Here is a 25,391-nt window from a genome sequence, read left to right as displayed (position 1 = left end):
AAGCCATGACCGCAAAGACCATCGCTACCGTCGGCATCGTACTCGTTTCTCTCGTTTCGCTTTCCGCTTGCGGCAACACAATCCGCGGCATGGGCAAGGACACGGCAAACACGGTCAACGCCACCCAGGATGCTGGCCGCAATGTCGAACGCGCCGCAAACTGATTAAAAGCATTTTTTGCAAAGCGCCGGCGACCGTGTGTCTGCCGGCGTTTTTGTATCTGGCAACATGGTGCTTTCCGCATATGTTATGCCCATGTTCGCAAAGCTCGGTCTGACGCTGTTCCTGATGGTTACTGTTCCTCCTGAAGCGCGCGCGGCGTGCCGTATCGTACCGCACCTCGCGATCGACTATGCGGTTTGCGATGTCGATCCCGCGACGGCGTCCCTTCGAATTTTCCATGCCGATGATTCAGGGCGGCCCTATGGCGGCTTCACCGCCTTGAAGACGGATCTTCTTCGCGATCAGACACGCCTCGATTTCGGCATGAATGGCGGAATGTACGAGAAGGACCTGTCATCGGTAGGGCTTCTGGTCATTGATGGCGTGGAACGCAAGCCGATCGCGACAGGCGAAGGCTGGGGCAATTTCTATCTTCTCCCGAACGGCGTTTTCGCTTTGTCGAACGGAAGGGCCATCGTGAGGGAGACGGAGGCCTATCGCCGTTCGGCAGTGGCTGTTCCGGATTACGCGACGCAATCGGGGCCGATGCTGGTCATCGACGGCGCGCTCCACCCGGCTTTCAAGCCGGAGAGCGACAGTCTGCAAATCCGCAACGGCGTCGGCGTCGATGCAAAGGGGATCGTGCATTTCGCGGTGTCGCTGTCACCGGTGAGATTTCACGACTTCGCAACGCTCTATCGGGATGTTCTGGGGTGCCCGAATGCGCTGTTTCTCGACGGGCACATTTCCAGCCTCTATGCGCCCGAACTCGGCCGCGTGGATGAAACCTATCCGATGGGCCCGATCATCGCCGCGACCACGCCCATGTGGCATGGCGCCGTTGTTCCCGAGCCTGCTCCCTAGCTCGACGTCATGCTTTTGGAAACGCCCGCTCCAGTCCACCCGACTTTGTAAGCCCGGTACGGAAAGCCTGATAGGCTGCGTGCTGCGATGAACGTGCTGCCTCCATGAGACGGATCTGCAACCGCGCAGGGGCTGCATTGCCGAGCCAGAAACCACGCTGCTCCAGCTTCAGCGTGTGCAGGAAGCGTGCACCGGCCGAACGGTCGAGGAAGCGGTGCAGTCCATCGATCAGCGCATCGTCCTGTTGTGGATTGTCCATCATCAGCGAAAGGAAGGCCGTATCCGTCGTCTGGAAGCGCTCGATGACGTCGGCGATCGCATCGCGATCCGTCGGCGTCGGCCGTTGCATCGGGCTGATTGTCGTGTGCGTGTTCATGGGGTCCCTCAAGCCGGTATCTGCGTTATCGCGCCGTCATGCCATGCGAGGCTGAAGCCGGACTGGAGTGCCGCGCCGTTGAAGGGAAACGTCAGAGCGCGGCTTTGATTTTTGCGGCGACGTCAGGAGGGAGCCAGCCTGTCCAGACGGGCTCGAAGGTCTTCAGGAAGTAGAGCGCCGCGTCCTCGCGGCTGCCGCTCGTCTGGTCCATATGCGCCAGCACGCTGTTGACCGTCTGGTTGTCCCACTGCCGTTTCTTGACATAGTCCAGCACGGCCGGCCCGGCCTTCTCCGGAAAGCTCTTCGTGACGATCGTGTAGACATCGGTTGTCGGATAGCCGTTGACGACGGGAGCGCTACAGTCGGGCACGGCCGTGCATGCGTTCCACTCCGCCCGGTCGTGGGTGACGCCGAAGGAGAGCTTCACCATCTCGTACTTGCCGAGGATGGCCGTCGGCGCCCAGTAATAGCCGAGCCAGCCCTTCTTCTCCTCGAAGGCCCGCGCGATCGATCCATCGAGACCGGCGGCAGATCCCGAATTGATCAACTGGAAGCCGGCCTCGTCGCCTTTCAGCGCCCGGTAGAGGTTTGACGTCGGGATCTGGCAGTTCCAGTCCGAGGGACAGTTGTGGACTGCGCCCTTCGCAGGGTTCTGCGGCGAGGGGAAGAGCTCAGGGTGCTTCAGCGCGTCCTGCACCGTCTTGATGTCGGGATGGGCGTCACTGATATAGCGGGGTATCCACCAGCCTTCGACGCCGCCATCCGTCAGGACACGTGCGGCTTCGATCAGCCGACCGTCCCGCAGCGCATCTGTGAGCGGTGCTTGCAGCGAGGCCACCCAGATCTCCGGCGCCATATCGGGTCGCCCTTCCGCATTCATCGAGGCGAAGGTCGGCATGGTGTCGCCGGGCACGATCTGGACGGTGCAGCCATAGCCCTTCTCCAGAATGAATTTGTCGATACGGGCGGTGATGGCGGCCGATCCCCAGGTCATCTCGGCAATCGAGAGCGTGCCGCAACCTGCGGCCTGGGCGGGGGCGCTCGACATCAGAAAAGCGCTGCCGGCGATGAGTCCAAGTGCCGCCGCCAGGGTTGGCGCTGTGGATGCTCCGGTTGTCCTGCTGTAGATGTCGCGAAGTTTCTTCATCAGACCGACGCCTCCGGCACGAATGCCTATTTCCCGGTATGGTATGTCTCCGACATTTCTCCGGGGCGAATGCTGCGGATAGGCATATTGTGCTCGTGTCAGCCTAGAAGCTCTGAGGCAGAAATCAACCGTTCTTCTTGCCATCCGGAATCCGCCCTGGCTCCCAAGTCGTTGAATTTTAACTCGCCCGAATGTACGTGTCCGCAGATATTGCTGGAGCAGCCTTCCGTCAGGAGACGTGGCATACTATCGCGACGGCGCCGTGAAGCCGAACGGCAGATGACGCGATTGTGACAAAAATCGCGTTCGGCCTCCTCCGGGTAACTCTTCGGTAACTCTGACGGCCTAAGCATGATGGCGCGGCTGGTGACAGCGGCTCTGCCGGATCAGGTATTGCGTCCCGGCATCCTGCCAGCCTGTTGGCATCTGTTCGATGCCTCCCGCTTGCCCGCCCCGCGCCGTGCGTTCTCGGTGTCGAGGGTGGAAAACCGCAGGGCTCCGGCCGCTGCGGTTTTTGCGCGTGCATCCGGCCTCGGCAATCCTTGGCATTGCCGTCTTCCCGGTGGTATCAGGCCGCATGGCAAAATCGATCATGCTTCAGGGTACGGGTTCGGATGTCGGCAAAACCGTGCTTGTCGCCGGTCTCTGCCGGCTCGCGTCCAACCGTGGATGCCGCGTCGCGCCTTTCAAGCCGCAGAACATGTCGAACAACGCGGCCGTCTCTGCCGATGGCGGGGAGATCGGTCGGGCGCAATGGCTGCAATCGCTTGCGGCCCGCATTCCGTCCTCGATCCACATGAACCCGGTGCTCCTGAAACCGCAGTCGGAAACCGGTAGCCAGGTGGTGGTGCAGGGCAGGGTTGTCGGGCAGGCGCGCGGGCGCGACTATCAAGCCATGAAGCCAAGGCTGCTCGGCGCCGTTCTGGAAAGCTTCGAGACGATCAGCAAGGATCGCGATCTCGTGGTGGTCGAAGGTGCCGGCTCGCCGGCGGAGATCAACCTGCGCGCCGGCGACATCGCCAATATGGGCTTTGCGACGCGTGCGGGCGTGCCGGTCGTCCTTGTCGGCGACATCGATCGTGGTGGCGTCATCGCCTCGCTGGTGGGAACGCATAAGGTGCTCGCGCCCGAAGACCGCGCCATGGTCACGGGATATCTGATCAACAAGTTTCGAGGCGATGTGACGCTGTTCGACGACGGGCTCACCGCTATCCACGGCTTCACCGGCTGGTCCTGTTTCGGCGTCGTTCCCTGGCTGAAGGCTGCCCGCCAGCTGCCGGCCGAGGATTCCGTCGTTCTCGAGCGACTGTCGCGCGGAACCGCACGGGCGCTGACGATTGCCGTGCCGGTGCTGCCGCGCATCGCCAATTTCGATGATCTCGATCCGCTCGCCGCCGAGCCATCGGTCGATCTCCGTTTCATCCAGCAGGGCGACCGTCTCCCGGAAGATGCCGCGCTCGTCATTCTCCCCGGTTCGAAAGCGACGATCTCGGATCTCGCAGCGCTGAAGGCTGCGGGCTGGGACAAGGACCTCGCTCGCCACCTGCGGCGCGGCGGACGTGTGATCGGCCTTTGCGGCGGATACCAGATGCTCGGCCGCCGCATTTCGGATCCGCTGGGCATCGAGGGCGGAAACGACGCCGTCGACGGGCTCGGTCTGCTCGAGGTGGAGACCGAAATGGCGCTTGAAAAAGTGGTGCGCAACAGCGGTGCGCGCTCCACGGAGCATGATGTCGCGCTGGATGGCTACGAGATCCATCTGGGACAGACGACGGGACCGGACTGCGCTCGTCCGCCGGTGATGATCGGTGACCGTCCCGACGGAGCGCTTTCGTCGGATGGTCGTGTCATGGGGACCTATCTGCACGGTCTGTTCGGCAGCGATGCCTACCGTGCAGCACTTCTGCGCAGCTTCGGTATAGAGGCGGAGGCTTTCGACTACCGCGGCTCCGTCGATGCTGCGCTGGATGCTGTCGCGGCAGACCTTGAGGCCGTGCTTGATCCCGTATGGCTCGATGGTCTCATGCAGACGTAGAACCTCGTTTGCTATTCCATTGTATCGGCCTAGAATTCCCCCGATGCCTCGCGGCGGCGGCGGTCGAGTTCCTCGCTGTAGCGGCGCAAGGTGTAGCTCTCGGTCAGCACGCCGACGACGCGGCGCTCGATGAGATTGTTGCAGACGGCGAGCGCGTCGCTCTCCGTCTTGTCGAACAGGGTCGCTGCCTGCCGGGCATTCATGTTCGGCTGAAGGAAGTCGTTCGGCAGCTTGATGTAGTCCTCGATTCCCTTGCCGACCGCATCCTTCTCCACAGGGCTTGCATAGACTTCGGGAATGAGGATGACGCCGCCATAGCGGTTGTTATCGTCGACGACGATGGCACGCTGGGCCGAGCCGAGCGGGAATTCGGCTTTCAGCGCCTCCAGTGTCGCCTTGGCGTTGATGGTACGGACGTCGGGCCGCATCAGGCGCCCGACGGTCAGGTTCCGTATCCAGCCGACATCGTGCGCGCTGCGGATGCTTTCTCCGCGCAGATGGAAGCGCCATGTGGCGAACGAGTAGCCGAAGGTGGTGCGGACGACGAGCGACGAGGTGATGACCGCGGCCAGCACCAGCGTGGTGATCGGAAAGTCGCCGGTAATCTCCAGCGCGAGGAAGGTCATCGTGAGCGGCCCTCCGATGATGGCGACGGCAAGCGAGCTCATGCCCACCACGGCATAGATGACGGGCGTCAACGTGGTGTCGCCGAAAACGTAAGGAACGACACCGGCAAAGATCTTGCCGAGCAGGGCGCCCATGAACAGCGAGGCAAAGAACAGTCCGCCGCGAAAGCCCGACCCGATCGACACGGCCGTTGCGACGGATTTCATCAGAAACAGGCCGACCAGCATGGCGATCGGCGTGGCATGCGCGAGGTTGAGATGCAGCGCGCCATGGCCACCGGAGAGGACCTGCGGCGAGATGGTGGCCAGCAGCCCGACGACGACGCCTCCGATCGCCGGGCGCAGCGGGGCGGGGATGTCGCTCTTGCGCGCGACCTCTTCCGTCAGCGACACGCCTTTCATGATGAGGATGGCGATGCCGGCGCAAAGCGCGCCGAGAAGGATGGCAGGAACGTAGTCGCCGGGGACGACATTGCCGAAGGCGCCGATGTCGATGGTGAATTCCTCGCCCCAGAGCAGGCGTGTCACAAGATTGGCCACGAGCGCGGAAACGACAACCGGGGTGAGGGAGGCGATCGTGTAGGAGCCGATGATCAGCTCGAACGCGTAGAAGGCGCCGGTCAGCGGCGCATTGAAGGCTGCCGCGATGGCGCCCGCCGCGCCGCAGCCGAGCAGGGTGCGCAGATCGTTGCGCCGCAGCTTCAGCTTCACGCCGATCTTCGAGGCGAGGCCGGAGGCAAGCTGCGTGTAACCGGCCTCAAGCCCGACCGAAGCGCCGAAACCGTTGGAAACGAGATTCTGCACGGCGACGACGATGCTGTCGGTAAGCGACATGCGTCCCCCATGCAGCGCGTTCGCCTCGATCGGGTCGACCATCGCTTTCTTGCGCCACAGCGCGAGGCCCATCATCAGGAGGCCAAGGAGCAGGCCGCCGACGATCGGCGCCATCAGAATGGCGATCTGGCCCTTGAGGTCGGCGGAGCTGACGCGCTCGTATTCGGAAATGCCGAAGATCAGCTTGTGGAGCTGCAGCGAGATGAAGCTCATGGCGATCACCGCGAGCCCCGAGGTGAGGCCGACCACGATGCCGGCCACGAGCAGCCCGACTTCGCTGCGCCGCGCGAAGATGCGCCACTCGGAGAAGGTTATCGATCTCACGGCGATGCGCTTCAGGCGGGCAAGGGTCAGGGACTTCAGGATGTCGGGCATGTGGGGCTCGATCTTGTCGGCGTATCCAAGTGGAAACGCGCTCAAGCTTCAGGTCGGGCGAAGTGCGGGACATAGCGCGGATGATTGACTTGATCCAGCGACAGGCCTAATCTTGCCGTCATGGATGGTTCCCGTGCGGCGCTTGTCGTTCGGGAGTAAATGGGAATGCGGAGGGATGGACCCACACAGGGCATCCTCATCGCAGCCGACCCCGCGACTGTAGAACGGTCAGGGTTCGCCATCCGGTCTCGTCCGACGGGCGACGGACCATGCCGCGTGGTGCGGCTGGCGTCACGTGTGGGGCAAGGCCGGAAAAGCCACTGAAACAGCGATGCGAGCAACCGGGGTCGGACGCCTCCTTATCTACGAATCGTCCACCTCTTCGACATCGATCCGGCATCGAAAGCCGGGCAAACTGTTTCGGGAAGGCGAGGCGAACCCGTTCTCAGGGCTTTGGCCCTGCGTGACGCCGTGAGCCAGGAGACCTGCCAGCCACACCGCGCCGCATCCTCATGATGCAGCGTTCCAGCGCCAGCACGGAGGTTGTCGTGGCACACGAGACGTTCGCCCACCGGGTTTTCCGGGCCGGCGGTTTTTACCCATGCCCATCTGGTGCATGCCGGATTTGCGGAATGTCTTCAGCTCCACGGGATGTGAGCAGCGGGACATCCGCACGCGCATGACATCTCCTCTTCATGGCACCACACTCGTGCTCGGCGGGGCACGTTCCGGCAAGTCGAGCTTTGCCGAGCGGCTTGCGGCTGAGACGGGTCTCGTCCGGCATTACATTGCCACGGGCCGCGCCTTCGACGACGAGATGCGCACGCGGATCGACGCTCACAAGACATCGCGTGGCGAGCTCTGGACCACACATGAAGAGCCGTTCGATCTCTCCGGCCGCCTTGCAGCGGTCGATGCCGTCGGCTGCGTCGTCCTCGTCGATTGCCTGACGCTGTGGGTCACCAATCTCATGCTGGACGAGCGAGACATCGCAGCGGAATCAGAGCGGCTTGTCGCCAGCCTTCCGGCGCTTCGCGCCTCCGTCATTTTCGTTTCCAACGAGGTGGGCCTCGGCATCGTGCCGGATAACCGCATGGCGCGGGACTTCCGCGATCATGCCGGCCGTCTCCACCAGGAGATCGCGGCGCAGGCCCGCGACGTTTATTTCGTGGCGGCCGGACTGCCGCTCAAGATGAAAGGCTAATCCATGACATTTTCCAATACCGGCGACCGGAAGACACCGGGCGCCAAGATCCCGGCGACCGTCATCACCGGCTTTCTGGGCGCGGGAAAGACGACGATGATCCGCAACATTCTGGAAAACGCCGAAGGGCGGCGGATCGCGCTGATCATCAACGAGTTCGGCGATCTCGGTGTCGATGGCGATGTCCTGAAGGGCTGCGGCGCCGAAGCGTGCAGCGAGGACGATATCATCGAGCTGACCAATGGCTGCATCTGCTGCACCGTGGCCGATGATTTCATTCCCACCATGACCCGCCTTCTGGAGCGGGAAGGGCGCCCCGACCATATCGTCATCGAAACCTCCGGTCTTGCGCTGCCCCAGCCGCTGATCGCCGCGTTCAACTGGCCGGATATCCGCACGCAGGTGACGGTGGACGGCGTGATCACCGTGGTGGACAGTGCCGCCGTTGCCGCCGGGCGTTTCGCCGACGATCATGACAAGGTGGATGCCGCGCGCGCCGAGGACGACAATCTCGACCACGAGAGCCCGATCGAGGAGCTGTTCGAAGACCAGTTGACCGCAGCCGACCTCATCGTCCTCAACAAGACAGACCTGCTCGATGCCGCCGGCCTCGAAACCGTCCGGCGCGAAGTCGCGTCGCGCACGACCCGCAAGCCGATGATGATCGAGGCTGCCAACGGCGCGGTGCCGGCCTCCGTTCTGCTGGGTCTCGGTGTCGGCACGGAAGACGACATCGCCAACCGCAAATCCCATCACGAGATGGAGCATGAGGCGGGCGAGGAGCACGACCATGACGAGTTTGCGAGCTTCGTTGTGGAGCTTGGGCCCATTGCCGATCCCGCAGCCTTCGTATCGCGGCTGAAGGACATCGTCTCTGCGCATGATGTCCTGCGGCTGAAGGGCTTTGCGGATGTTCCCGGCAAGCCGATGCGTCTTCTGATCCAGGCCGTGGGAACGCGGATCGATCCCTATTTCGACCGTGCATGGGCAGCGGGTGAAGCCCGCCGCACGCGCCTTGTCGTTATCGGGCTTCACGATCTCGACGAGGCGGCGGTGCGTGCTGCCATCGTTGCGTCTGCGGCATAAGACGGACGGGATTGGCGGCGGATGCATCTTCTTCTTGCGCAGAAAGGCACGATCTCGGACGGGGACGAGGCCATCGATCTCGGTCAGTCGCCGGGCGAGATCCTCTTCCTCTCCGCCGCCGATACAGAGCTTTCCGCCATCGCTGCCGCGTGCAAGGCAGGGACTGACGGACGGACACTGCGGGCGGCAAGCCTTCTCTCGCTGAAGCACCCGATGTCGGTGGACACCTATGTCGAGCGCACGGCGCGGCATGCAAAGCTGATCATCGTGCGGGCCCTCGGCGGTGCGTCGTATTTCCAGTACGTTCTGGAAGCCCTTCACGCGACGGCCGTGACGCAGCGGGCAAAGATTGCCGTGCTTCCCGGTTACGACAAGCCGGATCCGGCACTCGACGCCTATTCCACCGTGTCGGCAGACGACCGGGCGGCGATGCTCGCCTATTTTACCGAAGGCGGCCCCGACAATATGCAGCGGTTCCTCGCCTATGCCGGAGCGGTCGTCGACGACGGCGAACGGCCCCCGGCGGCAACGCCGTTGCTGCGGGCCGGCATCTGGTCGCCGGAAGACGGCATCATCGGCGCGGAGGACTGGGGACGCGCGCATGCGGGAGATGAGCCGATCGTGGCGCTCTGCTTCTACCGCGCGCTCGTCCAGTCCGGCGAAACACGACCGGTCGCAGCGCTCATCGAGGCTCTTGTCGCTGAAGGGATGCGCGTTCTCCCGGTTTTCGTCTCCAGCCTGAAGGACGCCCTGTCCGTCGGTACGGTCGAGGCGATCTTTGGGCGGTTCACGCCGGATGTCGTTCTCAACGCAACGAGCTTTGCGGTCTCCGCACCGGGCGGCGATCACAAGGGCACTGTGCTCGATGCCGGCGGCGCGCCGGTCTTGCAGGTCCTGTTCTCCGCCTCGACGCGCCAGGCCTGGGAAAGTTCGTCGCAGGGCCTGATGGCGCGCGATCTCGCCATGAATGTCGCGCTACCGGAAGTGGACGGACGCATTCTCTCCCGCGCCGTCTCGTTCAAGGCGGCGGCGATCTACGACGAGGCGGTCGAGACGAACATCGTCGGGCATGCTCCGTTGCCGGACCGGGTGGCCTTTGTCGCAAAGCTTGCGGCAAATTGGGCGCGCCTGCATCGCACGCCGCCGGTTGACCGCAAGGTCGCCATCGTCCTTGCCAACTATCCGAACCGCGACGGGCGGCTCGGCAACGGCGTTGGGCTCGACACGCCCGCCGGCACGATCGAGGTGCTGCGCGCCACGGCGGCGGCGGGCTATCCCGCGACCGGACTGCCGGAAGACGGCGATGCGCTGATCCGGTATCTGATGGAAGGCCCGACGAACGCGGCGCGTGACGGGCGGCACATTCGCGAGACACTATCGTTCAAGGATTACAACGCGTTCTTCGCGACGCTTCCCGAAAAGATTCAGGCCGAGGTCACGACGCGCTGGGGCGACCCCTCGCACGACCCCTATGCAGATGGCGAGCGTTTCGCACTGCCGCTTGCGCGTCTCGGCGGTGTGCTGATCGGCATCCAGCCGGCGCGCGGCTACAACATCGACCCGAAGGAAACCTACCACGCGCCCGACCTCGTGCCACCGCATGGTTATCTCGCCTTCTACGCGTTTCTGCGTCAATCCTTTGGCGCCCATGCCGTCATCCATATGGGCAAGCACGGCAATCTCGAATGGCTGCCGGGCAAGGCCCTGGCGCTGTCGGAGAACTGCTACCCGGAAGCCGTGTTCGGCCCGCTGCCGCATCTCTACCCTTTTATCGTCAACGATCCCGGCGAGGGGACGCAGGCCAAGCGCCGCACCAGCGCCGTCATCATCGATCACCTGACACCGCCGCTGACCCGCGCCGAGACCTATGGCGCGCTCCGCGACCTCGAAGGTCTGGTCGATGAATATTACGACGCCGCCGGCGGCGATCCCCGGCGTCTGCGGCTGCTGTCAAACCAGATCCTGCATCTCGTGCGCGACATCGGACTTGATGCAGATGCCGGCATTGCCGAGACGGATGGCGAGGATGCCGCGTTGCAGAAGCTCGATGCCTATCTCTGCGATCTGAAGGAAATGCAGATCCGCGACGGTCTGCACGTCTTCGGCCTTTCTCCCGAGGGGCGGCTCCTGACCGACCTGACGCTGGCGCTCGCCCGTGTGCCGCGCGGTAGCGGCGAGGGCGGGGACGCGAGCCTGCAACGAGCGATCGCGCGGGATTGCGGGCTCGTCAACGGGCAGGGTCCCGAGGCGTCCGCGTTCGACCCGCTCGACTGCGCTCCGGCCACGCTCTGGCAGGGGGCTCGTCCGCCGATCCTTCTGGCTGCGAGTGATGATCCGTGGCGAAGCGAAGGCGACACCGTCGAACGGATCGAACGGCTTGCGGCAAAGCTCGTCGGCGGCGAGATGTCTTGTCCGGACGGCTGGGCGATGACGCGTGCCGTTCTCGATGCGGTCGAGGCACGGCTGAAGCCGTCGCTGATCGCCTGCGGGCCGGCAGAAATCGCGGGCCTCATGGCCGGTCTCGATGGCCGGTTCGTGGCGCCCGGACCCTCCGGCGCGCCGACGCGGGGGCGGCCGGACGTGCTGCCGACAGGGCGCAACTTCTATTCCGTCGACAGCCGCGCCGTGCCGACGCCGGCCGCTTTCGAACTCGGCAAGAAGTCGGCCGATCTCCTCCTCAGGCGCTATTTACAGGATCATGGCGAGTGGCCGACGGCGCTCGGGCTCACCGCCTGGGGCACTTCCAACATGCGCACCGGCGGAGACGACATCGCGCAGGCGCTGGCTCTCATTGGCGCGAAACCGCTCTGGGACCCGATGTCGCGGCGGGTCACGGGCTATGAGATCGTTCCCCCGGCGCTTCTCGGCCGCCCGCGCGTCGATGTCACCCTGCGCGTCTCCGGCTTCTTCCGCGATGCCTTCCCCGAGCAGATCGCACTATTCGACAGCGCGGTGCGGGCCATCGGCGCGCTGGAGGAAGACGACGAGGACAATGCCATTGCTGCCCGCATCCGCCGCGAGAGCGCGGAATGGCGCGAGAAAGGATTAAGCGCTGCGGATGCCGAGCGCCGTGCTTCCTATCGCGTCTTTGGCTCCAAGCCCGGCGCCTACGGTGCCGGTTTGCAGGCGCTGATGGATGGACCGGGCGTGCCCGAGCGCTCCGAGCTGGCCGATGCCTATCTCACCTGGGGCGGCTATGCCTATGGCGCGCATGCCGAGGGGCGGGACGAGCGGGAGATGCTGGAGACGCGTCTCGCCGGCGTTCAGGCCGTTGTCCAGAATCAGGACAATCGCGAGCACGACCTTCTCGACAGCGATGATTACTACCAGTTCGAGGGTGGCATGAGTGCTGCCATCGAGCATCTCTCCGGCACGCGGCCGGTCATCTATCACAACGACCATTCCCGTCCGGAGAAGCCGGTCATCCGGTCTCTGGAAGAGGAAATCGGCCGCGTCGTGCGCGGTCGGGTGGTCAATCCGAAATGGATCGCCGGCATGATGCGTCACGGCTACAAGGGCGCTTTCGAGATGGCGGCGACCGTCGATTATCTTTTCGCCTTCGCTGCGACCACCGGGGCCGTGCGTAGCCAGCATTTCGAGGCGGTTTATCAAGCCTTCGTCCTTGACGACACCGTGCGCGCCTTCATGGAGGAGGCGAACCGGCATGCCTTCCGCGACCTCGCAGCCCGGCTGACCGAGGCCATGGACCGTGGATACTGGCAGCCGCGCTCCAACTCGGCACGATTCGCGCTTTCAAACAGCCTGACGCTGAGGGCGTCGTGAGAACCCAGAGGGACTGATATGACTGAGGAAGCACCGACCACCGAGGTCGATCTGGAGCGCCATGCCATGAAGATGGCGAAGAAGAAGGTGGCGCGCGAAAAGATCATGGCGACGAAGACCGACGGCAAGGGCCTGATCATGGTCCACACCGGCAAGGGCAAAGGCAAGACCACCGCAGGCTTCGGCATGATTTTCCGCCACATCGCCCACGGCATGCCGTCGGCCGTCGTGCAGTTCATCAAGGGCGGATGGGAGACGGGCGAGCGCACGCTGATCGAGACCCATTTCCAGCATCTCTGCCGGTTCTATACGCTTGGCGAAGGTTTTACCTGGGAGACGCAGGATCGCGCCCGCGATGTTGCCATGGCGCAGAAAGCTTGGGAAACCTCCAAGGAACTGATCCGCGATCCCGCCAACTCGATGGTCCTTCTGGACGAGATCAACATCGCCTTGCGCTACGATTACATCGATATCCACGAGGTCGTGCAGTTCCTGCGCGAGGAAAAGCCGCCGATGACGCATGTGGTGCTGACCGGCCGCAACGCGCGCGAGGAACTGATCGAGATCGCCGATCTCGTGACGGAGATGGAACTCGTCAAGCACCCGTTCCGCTCCGGCATCAAGGCGCAGGTCGGCGTGGAATACTAAAGCATGTCGCGCAAAAGTGTGCAGCGATTTTGCGATGACGACATGCGCAAAACAAGGACCTAAAGTGCAGGGAGCGAATCTGAAAGATCGCGATGCGCTTTAGAAACCGAGCCAGAGCCTGACCGGATGCGCCGGGTCGGCGAGCAGGCGGATGGCGAGCGCGATGCAGGTGATGACCAGCAGCGGCTTGATGATCTTGGCGCCGCGCTTCATGGCGAAGCGCGAGCCGACCTGCGCACCGGCAAACTGCCCGACGCCCATCATCAGCCCGACCTTCCACAGAACGACGCCGTACCAGGCAAGCACGAGAAAGCCGCCGATATTGGAGCCGAAATTGAGGAGCTTGGTATGCGCCGTCGCCTTGAGAATGCCAAAGCCGGCAAGCGCGATGAAGGCCAGCATGAAGAAGGAGCCGGTGCCGGGCCCGAAGATGCCGTCGTAGAAGCCGATGGCGGGCACGATGGTGAGGCCGAAGACGAAAGGCGTGATGCGCTGGGTGCGGTCGAGATCGGCGACGTTCGGCTTCAGCGCGAAGTAGAGGGCGATGCCGATGAGCAGGAACGGAAGCACGGCGCGAAGCACGTCCCCCGGCACGACGGTCGCCACCATGGCGCCCACCGCGCCGCCGGCAAGCGACAGGAGCGCCATGGGCAGCTGGCTTTTCAGGTCCACATGGCCGGCCCTTGCATAGGCAAGACTGGCCGAGCCCGAGCCGAACAGCGACTGGAGCTTGTTGGTGCCGAGCGTTTCCAGCGGCGGAAGGCCTGCGAGCAGCATGGCCGGTACGGTGATCATGCCGCCGCCGCCAGCGATGCTGTCGATGAAGCCGGCGATGAAGGCCGCGAGAAACAGGAAAAGGATCAGATGAAACGCGAGATCGTGCACGATGGACCTTGGGCCGTGTCGCCGGCAGAGGAGTATTCCGGGAAGCGCGCGCTCCGGGCGCAGGCGCACACGCTCTTTGGCAGAGCCGGCCTTGAAAGGGAAGAGCCGGCGGGCAAGCAGCATCTTGGCGACGATGACACTTGCCCCCCGTCGCGCGGTCGTCCGGTACGGTCAGAACCGAAAGAGCTGATTTTGTCACGACATCTTCATAAGCAATTCCGGTCTGCGCAAATCTCTTGTAGAAGACCTGTCATGCGACGGCGCCCGGTTCGGGCTGAAAACGCGTCCGGTGCGGCCGACCCTGATCGGGGGCTCATGCCGGAGCTGTCGAGGCCTCGACCGAGGAGAGATCCCGGTCGCATGGCGTCTGCGCGACTGCGGTCTGCGGGGTCTTCATCGATCGCCGCATCTCTGCAGGATCTGAAACGCGGTTTCCTGCTCGCCTCCTCCAAGGCTCAGGCGACCTGCAGCGAAGAGCGTGGAACGACCATGAGCGGTGAAACGATGGAGCGTGGGCTGATCCTCGGCCTTGGTTGCCGGCCGGGTGCATCCGTTGCCGATGTCCTCGATCTCGCTCGCGCCGTGCTGACAGAGGCCGGTTACCCTGCACTGCCGCTGAACGCCATCGCATCGCTCGATGCTCGCGCTGCCGAGCCTGCGATCCTTGCCGTTGCCGATGCATTCGCGGTTCCGCTCCTGACGTTCGATGCCACCCGGCTGGAAGAAGAGACGCCGCGCATCCTGACGCCGTCGTTAGACGTCTTCCGCCTGACCGGATGCCACAGCGTTGCGGAGGCATCCGCGCTCGCCGCTGCCGGGATCGCCGGGCGGCTGGTGGTGGCGAAGCGCGCCTCTCGACAGGCAACCGCTGCCGTTGTGGAAGCCGAGTCGAAACAGATCTTTGCCGCCTTGTCTTCAACCGGTTCGGCCGCAACTTCCCATATTGATTCATCCTTTCCAGCCCTGGAGCTGGCGGGATGAGCGATTTCCTTTTTGCAGGCCTGCCGCTGATGGCGCCGGGCGCGGTCTGGCTCGTCGGTGCGGGGCCGGGCGATCCCGGTTTGCTGACGTTGCATGCGGTCAATGCACTGCGGCAGGCGGATGTGATCGTGCATGATGCGCTGGTGGATGCCGCCTGCCTGTCTCTTGCGCGGCCCGGCGCCGTTCTGGAATTTGCCGGCAAGCGCGGCGGCAAGCCTTCGCCGAAGCAGTTGGATATTTCATTGCGCCTTGTCGCGCTCGCCCGGGAGGGCAAGCGGGTGCTCCGGCTGAAGGGTGGCGATCCCTTCGTCTTCGGTCGCGGGGGAGAAGAGGCGCTGGTGCTGGTCGAGCACGGCATTCCCTTCCGGGTCGTTCCCGGCATCACGGCGGGCATCGGTGGTCTCGCCTATGCCGGCATCCCCGTCACCCATCGCGATATCACCCATGTCGTCACCTTTCTGACCGGCCACGACTCCTCGGGCCTCGTGCCGGATCGTGTGGACTGGGCGAGCGTTGCCAAGGGGTCGCCCGTCATCGTCATGTATATGGCCATGAAGCATATTCGCGAGATCACCGCGAACCTGCTGGCCGCCGGCCGCGCGCCGGATGAGCCGTTGGCCTTCGTCAGCCATGCGGCAACGTCCCGCCAGTCGGTTCTTGAAACCACCCTCGGGCAGGCCGCCGCCGATGCCGCATCCGCCGGCATTTCGCCACCTGTCATCGTCGTGCTGGGAGAAGTGGTCCGGCTGCGTCCCGTTCTCGATTGGCTCGGCTCGGCGCAGGCCGATGGGGTATTGTCGACGGAACGCTCGGCATGAGCGGCATCCTGATCGCCGCCCCATCCTCCGGTTCCGGCAAGACCACGATCACCCTTGGCCTTTTGCGTGCGCTCAGTCGGCACGGTGTCGCGGTGTCGCCGGGCAAGGCGGGCCCTGATTATATCGATCCAGCTTTCCACACGGCAGCCTGCGGCATCGCGTGCGTCAACTACGATCCGTGGGCGATGCGTCCCGCCTTGCTCGATGCGCAGGCCTTCCGCGCGCGCAACGATGGCGGTCTTCTGGTCATCGAGGCCATGATGGGCCTTTTCGATGCGGCAATGGATGGCACCGGCGCACCGGCCGACCTCGCAGCGTCTCTCGGTCTGCCGGTGGTGCTGGTGGTCGATTGCGGCCGCATGGCACAGTCGGTGGCGGCACTCGTGTCCGGCTATGCCCGGTTCCGCGCCGACGTGCGGCTCGCTGGCGTCATCCTCAACAAGGTCGGCAGCCCAAAGCACGAAGCCATGCTGCGCGGCGCACTGGCATCGATCGACATGCCCGTGCTCGGCGTTATCGGTCGCGATCCCGGCTTGGCCTTGCCCGAGCGGCACCTCGGACTTGTTCAGGCCGGCGAGCATGGCGGCCTCGATCTCTTCATCGATCACGCGGCCGACGCTGTCGAGGCGGGTTGCGATCTCGCCGCGCTTGCGGCGCTCGGTGCGCAGGCCCGACCGGCTCGGCCTCCCGCAGAACAGGTCGTCGCTCTTGACCCGCTCGGATCGCGAATCGCGATCGCGCGCGACGTGGCGTTTGCCTTCGCCTATCAGCATCTGCTGGACGGATGGCACGCGGCGGGCGCCGCTCTCTCCTTCTTCTCACCGCTGGCCGACGAGGCGCCGGCGGATGATGCCGATGCCGTCTATCTCCCGGGGGGGTATCCGGAACTGCATGCGCAGACGTTGTCCTCGGCGGAAACGTTTCGCGCAGGGATGCAGGCTGCAGCCGCACGAAAAGCGCGAATTTTCGGCGAGTGCGGTGGCTACATGACGCTCGGTGAGGGGCTGGTCGATGCGTCGGGCGAGCGCTACCCGATGCTCGGCCTCCTGCCGCTGACCACCAGTTTCGCAGAGCGCCGTCGCCATCTCGGTTACCGTCGCATCCGGCCGCTGGACGAAACGGGCTTCTTCAAGCCGATGATGGCGCATGAGTTCCACTACGCGACGATCGTTTCGGAAGGCGATGCCGCACCGCTGTTTGCGGTCGAGGATGCCGCGGGCACCTCGCTCGGCATGGCTGGCCTGCGCACTGGCACGGTTGCCGGCTCCTTCATGCACCTGATCGACCGCGCGCCGGAACACAATCCTGTGAAGCCCGCATGACCGCGCCGATCCAGCATGGCGGCGGTCTGGCGCAAGCCATCGCGCAATATGGCGGTGCGGCAGCCGACTGGCTGGACCTTTCCACCGGCATCAACCCCTGCCCACCGCCGCTGCCGGACATTCCCGTATCCGCCTGGCACCGTCTGCCGGATGCGGATCTCGTGAAGCGGACCGAGAGGGCTGCGGGTGTCTTCTACGGAACAGGCAATGGCCGGCCGCTGGCCGTGCCGGGCACGCAGTCCGTCATCCAGCAATTGCCCGCTCTCGCCACGCCGGGGTGCCCTGTAGCGATTCTCGGGCCGACCTATGGCGAGTATCAGCGGGTGTTTACGCTCGCCGGCTTCCCCGTCGATCAAATCGCGGATATCGGCGAACTTCGCCCTGATCACGGTCTCGCCGTTATCGTAAACCCGAACAACCCGACGGGACGCGTTCTGCCGCGCGATACGCTGTTGGATCTAGCCCGCCACATGGCCGCGCAGGGCGGACGGCTGGTCGTAGACGAAGCTTTCGGCGACGGGATGTCGGGAAACAGTGTCGCCGGAGAGGCGTTCGCCCATCCCGGCCTCATCGTCTTCCGCTCCTTCGGCAAGGTCTTTGGATATGCCGGCATCCGTCTCGGCTTCGTCATGGCCGCACCCCTCGTGCTGGAGATGCTTGCCGCCGCGCTGGGACCCTGGGCCGTTTCCGGCCCGGCACTTGCGGTTGCAGAGCAGCTTTTGCATGGCGATATCGACGGGCTTCGTTCAAGGATCTCCGAGCGCAAGGCCGGGCTGGACGGCGTTCTGTCGAAGGCCGGTGTCCGTACGTTTGGCGGCACGCATCTGTTCTCGCTCATCGAGGTCGCCGATGGCGCCGCTCTTCGGCACGCCCTCTGCCAGCACCATATCCTGACGCGCAGCTTCGATTACGCACCGCGCTGGGTGCGGCTAGGGCTTACGCCTGATCCGGCATCCGACATCCGGCTGCTCGATGCGCTTTGCAAGGTTGCCGGCTGATGCACCTCGTCATTCTCGCAGCCGGTCTTGCGATAGACCGTATCGTCGGCGATCCCGATTGGCTTTGGCGGCGCCTGCCGCATCCGGTCGTCCTCTTCGGTACGGCCATCGGCGCCTGTGAACGGTGGCTGAACCGGTCGCATCTCAGCGGCTCGCGGCTTCGGAGGCGTGGCGTGGTTGCGATCTCGGGGCTGCTTCTGCTGTCCTCGGTGATCGGCCTTCTCATCCATGCCGTGCTGTTGTCACTCGGTCTTGCGGGCGCCCTCATCGAGGCCTTGATCGTCGCGATCTTCCTCGCGCAGAAGAGCCTGTCGGATCATGTGCTGCGCGTCGCCACCGGCCTGCGCGAGGGCGGGCTTGCCGGCGGACGGCGCGCGGTCGCGATGATCGTCGGGCGCGATCCCGACAGCCTCGATGAGGCCGGCGTCTGCCGGGCCGCACTCGAGAGCCTGGCCGAGAACTTTTCGGACGGGGTTGTCGCGCCGCTCTTCTGGTATGCGGTTTGCGGGCTTCCGGGCCTGCTCGCCTACAAGATGCTGAACACGGCCGATTCGATGATCGGCCACAAGACCGAGCGTTATCTCCACTTCGGCTGGGCTTCGGCAAGGCTGGACGATCTCGCCAACCTTCCGGCCGCGCGGCTGTCGATGCTGCTGATAGCAGGTGGAGCATGGTGGCGGCTCGGACAGCGGGCAGGGCGGGATGCACTGTCCGTCGCCTTGCGCGATCACGGGCTTCACCGCTCGCCCAACTCCGGCTGGCCGGAGGCGGCGATGGCCGGTGCGCTGGATGTTCAGCTTGCGGGTCCGCGCCTTTATGCCGGTTCCAGGGTCGAGGAGCCGATGATGCATGCCGCCGGGCGCCCGGTCGCCACAGTTGAAGATGTTCTGCGTGGGGTGAACGTCTTCCATTCAGCCTGGACGCTGGCGCTCGCCGCCGTTGTTTCCGCCGCCGTATTTCAGCATCTATTTTAACGATCTGTTTCCGCTGCGGTTTAAGCCTTTCTCCTTCCTCCTGCGGTAGTGTGGTGCGCATTGGGGACATCGTGTCGTTGCGACACGTCAGGGGGATGGAATGCGTCGTCTTTTTCTTGCCGCCGTCGCGGTATCGTGCATGACTTTGGGAATGTCGGTCATTCCGGACACGGCAGGGGCTGCGACGCTCGTTGCCCGCGTCAGCCTCGCCAGCCAGACCATGACGGTCAGCGAAAACGGAATCGTCCTGCACGAGTGGCAGGTGTCCACGGCGCGACGCGGCTACGTTACCCCGCAGGGCAGCTGGAGCGCGAAATGGCTGTCGCGCAATCACCGCTCGCGGAAGTATAATGATGCGCCCATGCCCTTCGCCGTCTTCTTCAACGGCGGTTATGCCGTCCACGCGACCTTCGATCTGAAGAGACTCGGGCGACCCGCATCTCACGGCTGCGTGCGGCTGCATCCTCGCAATGCCGCCGCGTTCTTTACGTTGGCGAGCCAGGCCGGGTTGAACAACACGCGCATCATCATCGACGACTGACGTCGCCATGCTGCAACGCGGTCCTTTCAGCAACAGGGCTGCGCAAAAATCCCTGCATGGCCGCAAGGCCATTGGCTTTTCCTGCGCAGTTACCCTATAGCTTCGGCAAAACTTGCCACTCAAAGAGGTCCGCGCGTGACAGCTACATTCGACAAGGTCGCCGATATCATTGCAGAAACCAGCGAGATCGATCGCGAGACGATCACGCCGGAGAGCCACACGATCGACGATCTGGGCATCGACAGCCTCGATTTCCTCGATATCGTGTTTGCGATCGACAAGGAATTCGGCATCAAGATTCCGCTGGAAAAGTGGACGCAGGACGTCAATGAAGGCAAGGCCTCGACCGAGGAATACTTCGTTCTGAAGAACCTTTGCGCCAAGATCGACGAACTGCGCGCTGCCAAGGCCTGATCGGCCTTTCCAACTGCACCCGTTCCGCGATGCCGCCTGACGCCGCTCTTGCGCGCTTGACAGGCGGCATCGCCGTTTCTACCTGACGGCCTCGAACGCAATGTCCGGGCGCCGCCGTCACCGGTCCCGAATGCCCGTTGCGGGTCGCCCGACACGGGCATGAAGGTGGTAAGCGGATGATGTTATATGCTGCTTGAATATTTCCAGATGATCGACAGTGTCGAGGCGGTCGACATGACGGCGAAGACGCTGCGCGCCAGATCCGTCGTGCCGGCGCAGAGCCCGGTTTTCGAAGGTCATTTTCCCGGATATCCGCTCGTGCCCGGCGTTCTCCTCATCGAGACGATGGCTCAGGCCTCCGGTTTCCTTGTGCTCGCCGTCACCGATTTCGCCGCAATGCCCTTCCTGATGACCGTGGACGGCGCGAAGATGCGGTCTTTCGTGGAGCCCGAAGCCGTGCTCGACATCGATGTCGTGCTGGAGCACGACGGTTCCGGCTTTGCCGTCACGAAGGCGAAGATTTCGTCCGCCGGCAAGCGTATCGCCGATGCCCAGCTGAAACTGCGGACCGTTCCGTTCGATCAGGTGCCGCTCGGTCCCATCGTCCGCAAGCGGGCTGACGAAGTCGGGTTGACGGCCGCGCTGGCTGCTCAGGCATCCCCAGACCTGCCCCCAGAATCGCCCAAGGAGTGACCGCATGAAGGCCGCCAACGATGTCGTGATCACCGGGGTGGGGATCGTCACAAGCCAGGGTGTAGGCGTCGCGCCGCATGTCGCTATGCTGACGGCAGGCGAAGCGCCGGCGGTGGTTGTGGAAACGGAGCGCTTCGCACCCTATCCCGTGCACCCGCTGCCTGTCATCGACTGGTCCGCACAGATCGCCAAGCGCGGCGACCAGCGGCAGATGGAGAACTGGCAGCGCCTCGGCGTCTTCAGCGCGGGCCTCGCGCTCGACGATGCCGGCCTGAAAGACGATACGGACGCATGCGGCACGATGGACATGATCGTCGCGGCCGGCGGCGGCGAGCGCGATATCGCGGTCGACAGTCTGATCGTTGACGAAGGCCTGAAACGCAACGATCGCGAACATCTGCTGAACGAGAAACTGACGACGGAACTGCGCCCGACGCTGTTCCTCGCGCAGCTTTCCAACCTGATGGCCGGCAATATCTCGATCGTTCACAAGGTCACGGGTTCCTCCCGCACCTTCATGGGCGAGGAGGCCGCCGGTATTTCCGCCGTCGAGACCGCCTTTGCCCGCATCAAGGCAGGCCAGTCGAGCCATACGCTTGTCGGCGGTGCGCTGTCGGCCGAGCGGCTGGATATCATCCTGCTCGTGGAAGCGCTTCAGGCGCACGCGACCGGTCCCTGGCTTCCGCTGTGGTCGCGCGCACAGGGCGAGGGCGGTGGCATCATTCTGGGTTCCGTCGGCGCCTTTCTGGTGCTTGAGTCGCGGGAACATGCTGAAAACCGCGGCGCGCGGATCTATGCGACCATCGACGCCGTCGGCGGCGATCGCGGCGACCGAAATGAGGGCAAGCTCGAACGTCGGCTGGACCAGCTGAGCGAGTTGGCTCCCGCCGAGGATACCATCGTCTTTTCCGGCGCCAGCGGCCTTGCCGATCTCGCCGCGCAGGAGCGGACATGGATCGAGAAGCGGTTCCCGAATGCGGCGGTGCGTGGCTATAGCGGCGCCGTCGGGCACGCGATCGAGGCGCAGTTTCCGCTGGGTCTTGCGCTGGCTGCGCTTGCTCTCGATGCCGGTGCCGTCGTGCCGCCCTTCGATCCGTCGGAGCCATCCATGACGCGTGCGCCGAAGCACGCCATCGTCACGACGCTCGGTCACGGCCGAGGCGAGGGGATCGCCGTACTCACAGCGCATGCCAAAGCCGGTGCAGAGGAGCATTCGTCATGACAAATGCCTATAGGGACCACCTGGGCCGTCCGCTGATCGCCGTCACCGGCATGGGCGTCATCACGTCGCTCGGCCAGGGTCTCGAGGACAACTGGGCCGCGCTGACTGGCGGCGTGTCCGGCATCCACAAGATCACCCGCTTCCCGACGGACGGCCTGTCGACACGGATCTGCGGAACAGTGGATTTCATCGACGTGCCCAATGAAAACTCGGTCGAGCGCTCCTACGCCATGGCGCGTGAGACGACGCTGGAAGCTCTGGCGCAGGCCGGCATTTCCGGTGATTTCGATGGCCCGCTGTTTCTCGCGGCGCCGCCGATCGAGCCGGAATGGAGTGCGCGCTTTGCGCTGGCCGACCGCTCGCCACCGTCCGAAAAACCCGCCGACGCCTATAACCGTTTCCTCGCCGCCATGCGGGAGAAGGCCGATCCCGTCTTCTATGAAGCCGCCCTGTTCGGCGCGATCTCCGAGCGTCTGTCCGACCGGTTCGGAACGCGTGGCCTGCCGGTCACCCTGTCCACCGCCTGCGCCTCGGGCGCGACCGCCATCCAGCTCGGCGTCGAGGCTATCCGGCAGGGCCGCACGACGCGTGCGCTGACGGTCGCAACGGATGGTTCGGTGAGTGCGGAAGCGCTGATCCGTTTCTCGCTGCTCTCGGCTCTCTCCACCCAGAACGATCCGCCGGAGAAGGCGTCCAAGCCTTTCACGCGCGACCGCGACGGCTTCGTGATCGCGGAAGGTGCGGCCACGCTCGTGCTCGAATCGCTCGAAGCCGCTATTGCGCGCGGCGCCAAGGTGCTGGGCATTCTCAAGGGGTGCGGCGAGAAGGCCGATCTCTTCCACCGCACGCGCTCCTCGCCGGATGGCGGTCCTGCCATCGCCTCGATCCGCGCCGCACTTGCCGATGCCGGCATCGCCGAGAGCGATATCGGCTACGTCAATGCGCACGGCACATCGACGCCCGAGAACGACAAGATGGAATACGGCGCGATGTCGGCGGTCTTCGGCGAAGGACTTGCCCGCATTCCGGTCTCCTCGAACAAGTCGATGATCGGCCACACCTTGACCGCGGCCGGCGCTGTCGAAGCTGTCTTCTCGCTTCAGACGATCCTCACGGGTACGCTGCCCCCGACCATCAATTACCAGAATCCCGATCCGGCCATTGCCCTGGATGTGGTGCCGAACGTCAAGCGCGATGCGCAGGTGACCGCCGTGCTCTCCAACTCCTTCGGCTTCGGCGGGCAGAATGCAAGCCTGGTCATGACGGCCGAACCTGCCTGAGGCAGGCGGCTTCACCACCTCGCGAAAACGATAAGGAAAAGACCATGCGCGCGCTGCAACTGATCGATGACAGGAAGCTTGAAGTCACGGATCTGCCGGAACCGGACGCACCGGGCCCGGGCGAAGTGACGCTGCGCGTCAAGGCGGTCGCACTCAACCATATCGACGTCTGGGGCTGGCGAGGCATGGCCTTCGCCAAGCGCAAGATGCCGCTCGTCATCGGTGCCGAGGCTGCCGGCGTGGTCGAGACCATCGGGCCGGGCGTGGCAAACGTCCTTCCCGGTCAGCTGGTGTCGATCTATGGCGCCCGCACCTGCGGCCTCTGCCGTCCCTGCCGCGAGGGCCGCGACAATCTTTGCGAACATGTGAGCGGCGTTCACGGCTTCCATCTGGATGGTTTCGCACAGGAAAAGGTCAATCTTCCCGCCCGCCTGCTGGTGCCCGCACCGCCCGGCGTCGATGCCGTGGCAGCCGCGCTCGCACCCGTCACCTTCGGTACGGTGGAACACATGCTGTTCGACAATGCCAAGCTCGAGCCGGGTGAAACGATCCTCATTCACGCCGGCGGTTCCGGCATCGGCTCGGCCGCAATCCAGCTCGCCAAGAAGATCGGTTGCACCGTCATCACCACGGTCGGCTCCGACGACAAGATCGAGAAGGCCAAGGCGCTTGGCGCCGATCACGTCATCAACTACCGCATCGACCGCTTTGAAGGCGTGGTGCGCAAGCTGACGAAGAAGAAGGGCGTCGATGTCGTGTTCGAGCATGTCGGCAAGGATACCTGGGCCGGCTCCATGCTCTGCATGAAGCGGGGCGGGCGTCTCGTCACCTGTGGCTCCACCTCCGGCGTGTCCGCCGACATGAACCTTATGATGTTGTTCCAGCAGCAGCTGAAGCTGATCGGCTCGTTCGGTTGCCGCATGGAGAACATGGCCGACGCCATGCAGAAGATGGCGCGCGGCCTCGTTCATCCCGTGATCGATACGGAAGTGACCTTCGAAAACATCGATCGCGCTCTGGAGCGCATGGAAGGTCGCCAGGTGTTCGGCAAGATCGTCCTGCGGCTGGACTGATCCGGTGCGCATTCTCATCACGCGGCTCGTTCTGTTTTACCGGCACGCGAGCGATTGGATCGTGGCGCAACTGGCCTTTCTGCCGCTGATGCTGCTGAAACTCCTGCCGCCCGACACAGCCCTGAATTTCATGGACCGTGTTGCGCGGTTTTCAGGGCCGCGCTTCATGCGCGGGCGTCATCTGCTGACGCTTGCCAACCTGCGCGCTGCCTTTCCGGAAAAGAGCGAGAGCGAGATCGAGACGATCGCGTTGGAAAGCTGGGGGTCTATCGGCAGGCTGGCGGCGGAATACGTCTTCCTCGACCGGTTGTTCGACTACGATCCGGCACGCGCTACGCCGAGCCGGGTGGAGGTGATCGGCGCGCCGATCTTCCTCGACCTCAGGGATAATCCGCGCCCTTTCATCGTCTTCACGGGCCATACCGGCAGTTTCGAGATGTTGCCGGTTGCGGGATCCGCATTCGGTCTCGATGTCACCGTGCTCTTTCGCCCGCCGAACAACGCGACCATGGCCAAGAAGGTCTATGATTTCCGCGCCAGGCGCATGGGAACGCTGGTGCCGTCTCACGCCGGATCGTCCTTCACACTGGCGCGCAAGCTGGATGAAGGGCAGGGGATCGGCGTTCTGGTCGATCAAAAATTCAAGAAGGGCCTGAACACCACGTTCTTCGGCCAGCCGGTCAAGACCAATCCGCTGCTTGCAAAGCTCGTGCGGCAGTTTGGCTGCGAGGTCTATCCGGCCCGCTGCATCCGTTTGCCCGGCAATCGATTCCGTCTCGAAATCGAACCTGCCGTCACCATCCCACGCAAGGAAGGTGGAAGTGTGGATGTCGAAGCCACCGCGCAACTGCTGAACGACACGGTGGAACGTTGGGTGCGGGAATATCCCGGGCAATGGCTTTGGTATCATGACCGCTGGCAGGTGAAGCGCAGGCTCGCCCGCGAGACGAACACCAAGATGTAGATTGCGGCGCGCAGCGCCCAGCCGCTTCAGTCATTCCTTCCGGAACAGGTACTGATGCAAACCTGAATTGTAAATAAGACATATCA

General features: G+C 64.1%; 23 protein-coding genes and 1 riboswitch. Of the genes, 19 read left to right on the top strand and 4 right to left on the bottom strand.

Features of this window, described 5'->3' with window-relative positions:
* The first annotated feature begins 5 nt into the window (after window positions 1-5).
* The gene (locus tag BSG19_RS01450) at window positions 6-164 is read left to right on the top strand and encodes an entericidin domain-containing protein (RefSeq protein WP_092984168.1); all 159 of its coding nucleotides are present in this window, start codon (window positions 6-8) and stop codon (window positions 162-164) included.
* A gap of 91 nt (window positions 165-255) precedes the next feature.
* On the top strand, window positions 256-1,026 hold the full coding sequence (locus tag BSG19_RS01445; RefSeq protein ID WP_244529055.1) for a phosphodiester glycosidase family protein: 771 nt from the start codon (window positions 256-258) through the stop codon (window positions 1,024-1,026).
* Window positions 1,027-1,033: 7 nt separating this feature from the next.
* Here BSG19_RS01445 and BSG19_RS01440 read toward each other — a convergent pair whose 3' ends face one another.
* Window positions 1,034-1,402 carry a hypothetical protein gene (locus tag BSG19_RS01440; protein WP_244529054.1) on the bottom strand — a complete coding sequence of 123 codons (369 nt, stop codon included), beginning with the start codon at window positions 1,400-1,402 and terminating at the stop codon, window positions 1,034-1,036.
* A 91-nt stretch (window positions 1,403-1,493) separates the two neighbouring features.
* On the bottom strand, window positions 1,494-2,450 hold the full coding sequence (locus BSG19_RS01435; RefSeq protein ID WP_092985477.1) for a glycine betaine ABC transporter substrate-binding protein: 957 nt from the start codon (window positions 2,448-2,450) through the stop codon (window positions 1,494-1,496).
* A 676-nt stretch (window positions 2,451-3,126) separates the two neighbouring features.
* On the opposite strand from BSG19_RS01435, the gene BSG19_RS01430 reads away from it, so the two are divergent.
* A complete protein-coding gene (locus tag BSG19_RS01430; RefSeq protein WP_092985475.1) occupies window positions 3,127-4,584 on the top strand; it encodes a cobyric acid synthase in 1,458 nt (485 codons plus the stop codon).
* Between the two features lie 29 nt (window positions 4,585-4,613).
* Here BSG19_RS01430 and BSG19_RS01425 read toward each other — a convergent pair whose 3' ends face one another.
* Window positions 4,614-6,419: a chloride channel protein gene (locus BSG19_RS01425; RefSeq protein WP_092984166.1), complete on the bottom strand. Its 1,806-nt coding sequence runs from the start codon at window positions 6,417-6,419 to the stop codon at window positions 4,614-4,616.
* A 108-nt stretch (window positions 6,420-6,527) separates the two neighbouring features.
* Window positions 6,528-6,927: riboswitch (cobalamin riboswitch) on the top strand.
* 171 nt (window positions 6,928-7,098) lie between these two features.
* Between BSG19_RS01425 and cobU the strand changes: the two genes are divergently transcribed.
* Genes cobU through cobO form a run of 4 tightly spaced genes read left to right on the top strand, consistent with a single transcriptional unit; the run spans window position 7,099 to window position 13,140 of the window.
* Window positions 7,099-7,623, top strand: a complete 525-nt coding sequence (gene cobU, locus BSG19_RS01420) for a bifunctional adenosylcobinamide kinase/adenosylcobinamide-phosphate guanylyltransferase (RefSeq protein WP_092984165.1) — start codon at window positions 7,099-7,101, stop codon at window positions 7,621-7,623.
* Window positions 7,624-7,626: 3 nt separating this feature from the next.
* Window positions 7,627-8,709 carry a cobalamin biosynthesis protein CobW gene (gene cobW, locus BSG19_RS01415; protein ID WP_092984163.1) on the top strand — a complete coding sequence of 361 codons (1,083 nt, stop codon included), beginning with the start codon at window positions 7,627-7,629 and terminating at the stop codon, window positions 8,707-8,709.
* A 21-nt stretch (window positions 8,710-8,730) separates the two neighbouring features.
* Entirely contained in the window at window positions 8,731-12,492 is a 3,762-nt protein-coding gene (cobN, locus tag BSG19_RS01410; protein WP_092984161.1) for a cobaltochelatase subunit CobN, read from the top strand.
* An 18-nt stretch (window positions 12,493-12,510) separates the two neighbouring features.
* A complete protein-coding gene (cobO, locus tag BSG19_RS01405; RefSeq protein WP_092984159.1) occupies window positions 12,511-13,140 on the top strand; it encodes a cob(I)yrinic acid a,c-diamide adenosyltransferase in 630 nt (209 codons plus the stop codon).
* A 99-nt stretch (window positions 13,141-13,239) separates the two neighbouring features.
* On the opposite strand, the gene BSG19_RS01400 is transcribed toward cobO, so the two are convergent.
* Window positions 13,240-14,025: a TSUP family transporter gene (locus tag BSG19_RS01400; protein WP_092985473.1), complete on the bottom strand. Its 786-nt coding sequence runs from the start codon at window positions 14,023-14,025 to the stop codon at window positions 13,240-13,242.
* Window positions 14,026-14,385: 360 nt separating this feature from the next.
* On the opposite strand from BSG19_RS01400, the gene BSG19_RS01395 reads away from it, so the two are divergent.
* The 12 genes from BSG19_RS01395 to BSG19_RS01340 all read left to right on the top strand — a co-directional run bounded on the left by BSG19_RS01395 (window position 14,386) and on the right by BSG19_RS01340 (window position 25,305).
* Window positions 14,386-15,006, top strand: coding sequence for a cobalamin biosynthesis protein (locus tag BSG19_RS01395; RefSeq protein ID WP_348272112.1), 621 nt, complete (start codon window positions 14,386-14,388; stop codon window positions 15,004-15,006).
* The gene (gene cobA / locus BSG19_RS01390) at window positions 15,003-15,824 is read left to right on the top strand and encodes a uroporphyrinogen-III C-methyltransferase (RefSeq protein WP_092984157.1); all 822 of its coding nucleotides are present in this window, start codon (window positions 15,003-15,005) and stop codon (window positions 15,822-15,824) included. The genes BSG19_RS01395 and cobA overlap by 4 nt, the downstream gene beginning before the upstream one ends.
* The gene (locus BSG19_RS01385) at window positions 15,821-17,146 is read left to right on the top strand and encodes a cobyrinic acid a,c-diamide synthase CobB (RefSeq protein ID WP_092984155.1); all 1,326 of its coding nucleotides are present in this window, start codon (window positions 15,821-15,823) and stop codon (window positions 17,144-17,146) included. The genes cobA and BSG19_RS01385 overlap by 4 nt, the downstream gene beginning before the upstream one ends.
* Window positions 17,143-18,144 carry a threonine-phosphate decarboxylase CobD gene (cobD, locus tag BSG19_RS01380; RefSeq protein ID WP_092984153.1) on the top strand — a complete coding sequence of 334 codons (1,002 nt, stop codon included), beginning with the start codon at window positions 17,143-17,145 and terminating at the stop codon, window positions 18,142-18,144. The genes BSG19_RS01385 and cobD overlap by 4 nt, the downstream gene beginning before the upstream one ends.
* On the top strand, window positions 18,144-19,118 hold the full coding sequence (gene cbiB, locus BSG19_RS01375) for an adenosylcobinamide-phosphate synthase CbiB (protein WP_092984151.1): 975 nt from the start codon (window positions 18,144-18,146) through the stop codon (window positions 19,116-19,118). Before cobD ends, cbiB begins: the two co-directional genes overlap by 1 nt.
* Before the next feature lie 100 nt (window positions 19,119-19,218).
* Window positions 19,219-19,659: a L,D-transpeptidase gene (locus BSG19_RS01370; protein WP_092984149.1), complete on the top strand. Its 441-nt coding sequence runs from the start codon at window positions 19,219-19,221 to the stop codon at window positions 19,657-19,659.
* A 135-nt stretch (window positions 19,660-19,794) separates the two neighbouring features.
* Window positions 19,795-20,073 (top strand): acyl carrier protein, encoded by a 279-nt coding sequence (locus tag BSG19_RS01365; protein ID WP_062592716.1) that lies wholly within the window; start codon window positions 19,795-19,797, stop codon window positions 20,071-20,073.
* Between the two features lie 186 nt (window positions 20,074-20,259).
* Window positions 20,260-20,766, top strand: a complete 507-nt coding sequence (locus tag BSG19_RS01360; RefSeq protein ID WP_092984147.1) for a 3-hydroxyacyl-ACP dehydratase FabZ family protein — start codon at window positions 20,260-20,262, stop codon at window positions 20,764-20,766.
* 4 nt (window positions 20,767-20,770) lie between these two features.
* A complete protein-coding gene (locus BSG19_RS01355; protein WP_092984145.1) occupies window positions 20,771-21,988 on the top strand; it encodes a beta-ketoacyl-ACP synthase in 1,218 nt (405 codons plus the stop codon).
* Window positions 21,985-23,268: a beta-ketoacyl-ACP synthase gene (locus BSG19_RS01350; RefSeq protein WP_092984143.1), complete on the top strand. Its 1,284-nt coding sequence runs from the start codon at window positions 21,985-21,987 to the stop codon at window positions 23,266-23,268. The genes BSG19_RS01355 and BSG19_RS01350 overlap by 4 nt, the downstream gene beginning before the upstream one ends.
* A 44-nt stretch (window positions 23,269-23,312) precedes the next feature.
* Window positions 23,313-24,341 carry a zinc-binding dehydrogenase gene (locus BSG19_RS01345; RefSeq protein ID WP_092984141.1) on the top strand — a complete coding sequence of 343 codons (1,029 nt, stop codon included), beginning with the start codon at window positions 23,313-23,315 and terminating at the stop codon, window positions 24,339-24,341.
* Between the two features lie 10 nt (window positions 24,342-24,351).
* On the top strand, window positions 24,352-25,305 hold the full coding sequence (locus BSG19_RS01340; protein WP_092985469.1) for a lipid A biosynthesis lauroyl acyltransferase: 954 nt from the start codon (window positions 24,352-24,354) through the stop codon (window positions 25,303-25,305).
* Window positions 25,306-25,391: the final 86 nt, after the last annotated feature.

The organism is Rhizobium sp. NFR03 (genome assembly GCF_900111275.1).
Lineage (GTDB): Bacteria > Pseudomonadota > Alphaproteobacteria > Rhizobiales > Rhizobiaceae > Ferranicluibacter.
Note: the sequence above shows the minus strand (reverse complement) of the source record. Positions and strands in the feature narration are given on the sequence as shown.

What these genes read in the sequence shown, in the direction of transcription:
- BSG19_RS01435 (WP_092985477.1), bottom strand. Translation starts at nt 2,450, where the DNA reads ATGTCGAGCGCCCCCGCCCAGGCCGCAGGTTGCGGCACGCTCTCGATT.
- cobD (WP_092984153.1), top strand. Translation starts at nt 17,143, where the DNA reads ATGACCGCGCCGATCCAGCATGGCGGCGGTCTGGCGCAAGCCATCGCG.
- BSG19_RS01425 (WP_092984166.1), bottom strand. Translation starts at nt 6,419, where the DNA reads ATGCCCGACATCCTGAAGTCCCTGACCCTTGCCCGCCTGAAGCGCATC.
- cbiB (WP_092984151.1), top strand. Translation starts at nt 18,144, where the DNA reads ATGCACCTCGTCATTCTCGCAGCCGGTCTTGCGATAGACCGTATCGTC.
- cobO (WP_092984159.1), top strand. Translation starts at nt 12,511, where the DNA reads ATGACTGAGGAAGCACCGACCACCGAGGTCGATCTGGAGCGCCATGCC.
- BSG19_RS01370 (WP_092984149.1), top strand. Translation starts at nt 19,219, where the DNA reads ATGCGTCGTCTTTTTCTTGCCGCCGTCGCGGTATCGTGCATGACTTTG.
- cobU (WP_092984165.1), top strand. Translation starts at nt 7,099, where the DNA reads ATGACATCTCCTCTTCATGGCACCACACTCGTGCTCGGCGGGGCACGT.
- BSG19_RS01430 (WP_092985475.1), top strand. Translation starts at nt 3,127, where the DNA reads ATGGCAAAATCGATCATGCTTCAGGGTACGGGTTCGGATGTCGGCAAA.
- BSG19_RS01450 (WP_092984168.1), top strand. Translation starts at nt 6, where the DNA reads ATGACCGCAAAGACCATCGCTACCGTCGGCATCGTACTCGTTTCTCTC.
- BSG19_RS01445 (WP_244529055.1), top strand. Translation starts at nt 256, where the DNA reads ATGTTCGCAAAGCTCGGTCTGACGCTGTTCCTGATGGTTACTGTTCCT.
- BSG19_RS01345 (WP_092984141.1), top strand. Translation starts at nt 23,313, where the DNA reads ATGCGCGCGCTGCAACTGATCGATGACAGGAAGCTTGAAGTCACGGAT.
- BSG19_RS01440 (WP_244529054.1), bottom strand. Translation starts at nt 1,402, where the DNA reads ATGAACACGCACACGACAATCAGCCCGATGCAACGGCCGACGCCGACG.
- BSG19_RS01385 (WP_092984155.1), top strand. Translation starts at nt 15,821, where the DNA reads ATGAGCGGCATCCTGATCGCCGCCCCATCCTCCGGTTCCGGCAAGACC.
- BSG19_RS01360 (WP_092984147.1), top strand. Translation starts at nt 20,260, where the DNA reads ATGCTGCTTGAATATTTCCAGATGATCGACAGTGTCGAGGCGGTCGAC.
- cobW (WP_092984163.1), top strand. Translation starts at nt 7,627, where the DNA reads ATGACATTTTCCAATACCGGCGACCGGAAGACACCGGGCGCCAAGATC.
- BSG19_RS01395 (WP_348272112.1), top strand. Translation starts at nt 14,386, where the DNA reads ATGGCGTCTGCGCGACTGCGGTCTGCGGGGTCTTCATCGATCGCCGCA.
- cobN (WP_092984161.1), top strand. Translation starts at nt 8,731, where the DNA reads ATGCATCTTCTTCTTGCGCAGAAAGGCACGATCTCGGACGGGGACGAG.
- BSG19_RS01350 (WP_092984143.1), top strand. Translation starts at nt 21,985, where the DNA reads ATGACAAATGCCTATAGGGACCACCTGGGCCGTCCGCTGATCGCCGTC.
- BSG19_RS01355 (WP_092984145.1), top strand. Translation starts at nt 20,771, where the DNA reads ATGAAGGCCGCCAACGATGTCGTGATCACCGGGGTGGGGATCGTCACA.
- cobA (WP_092984157.1), top strand. Translation starts at nt 15,003, where the DNA reads ATGAGCGATTTCCTTTTTGCAGGCCTGCCGCTGATGGCGCCGGGCGCG.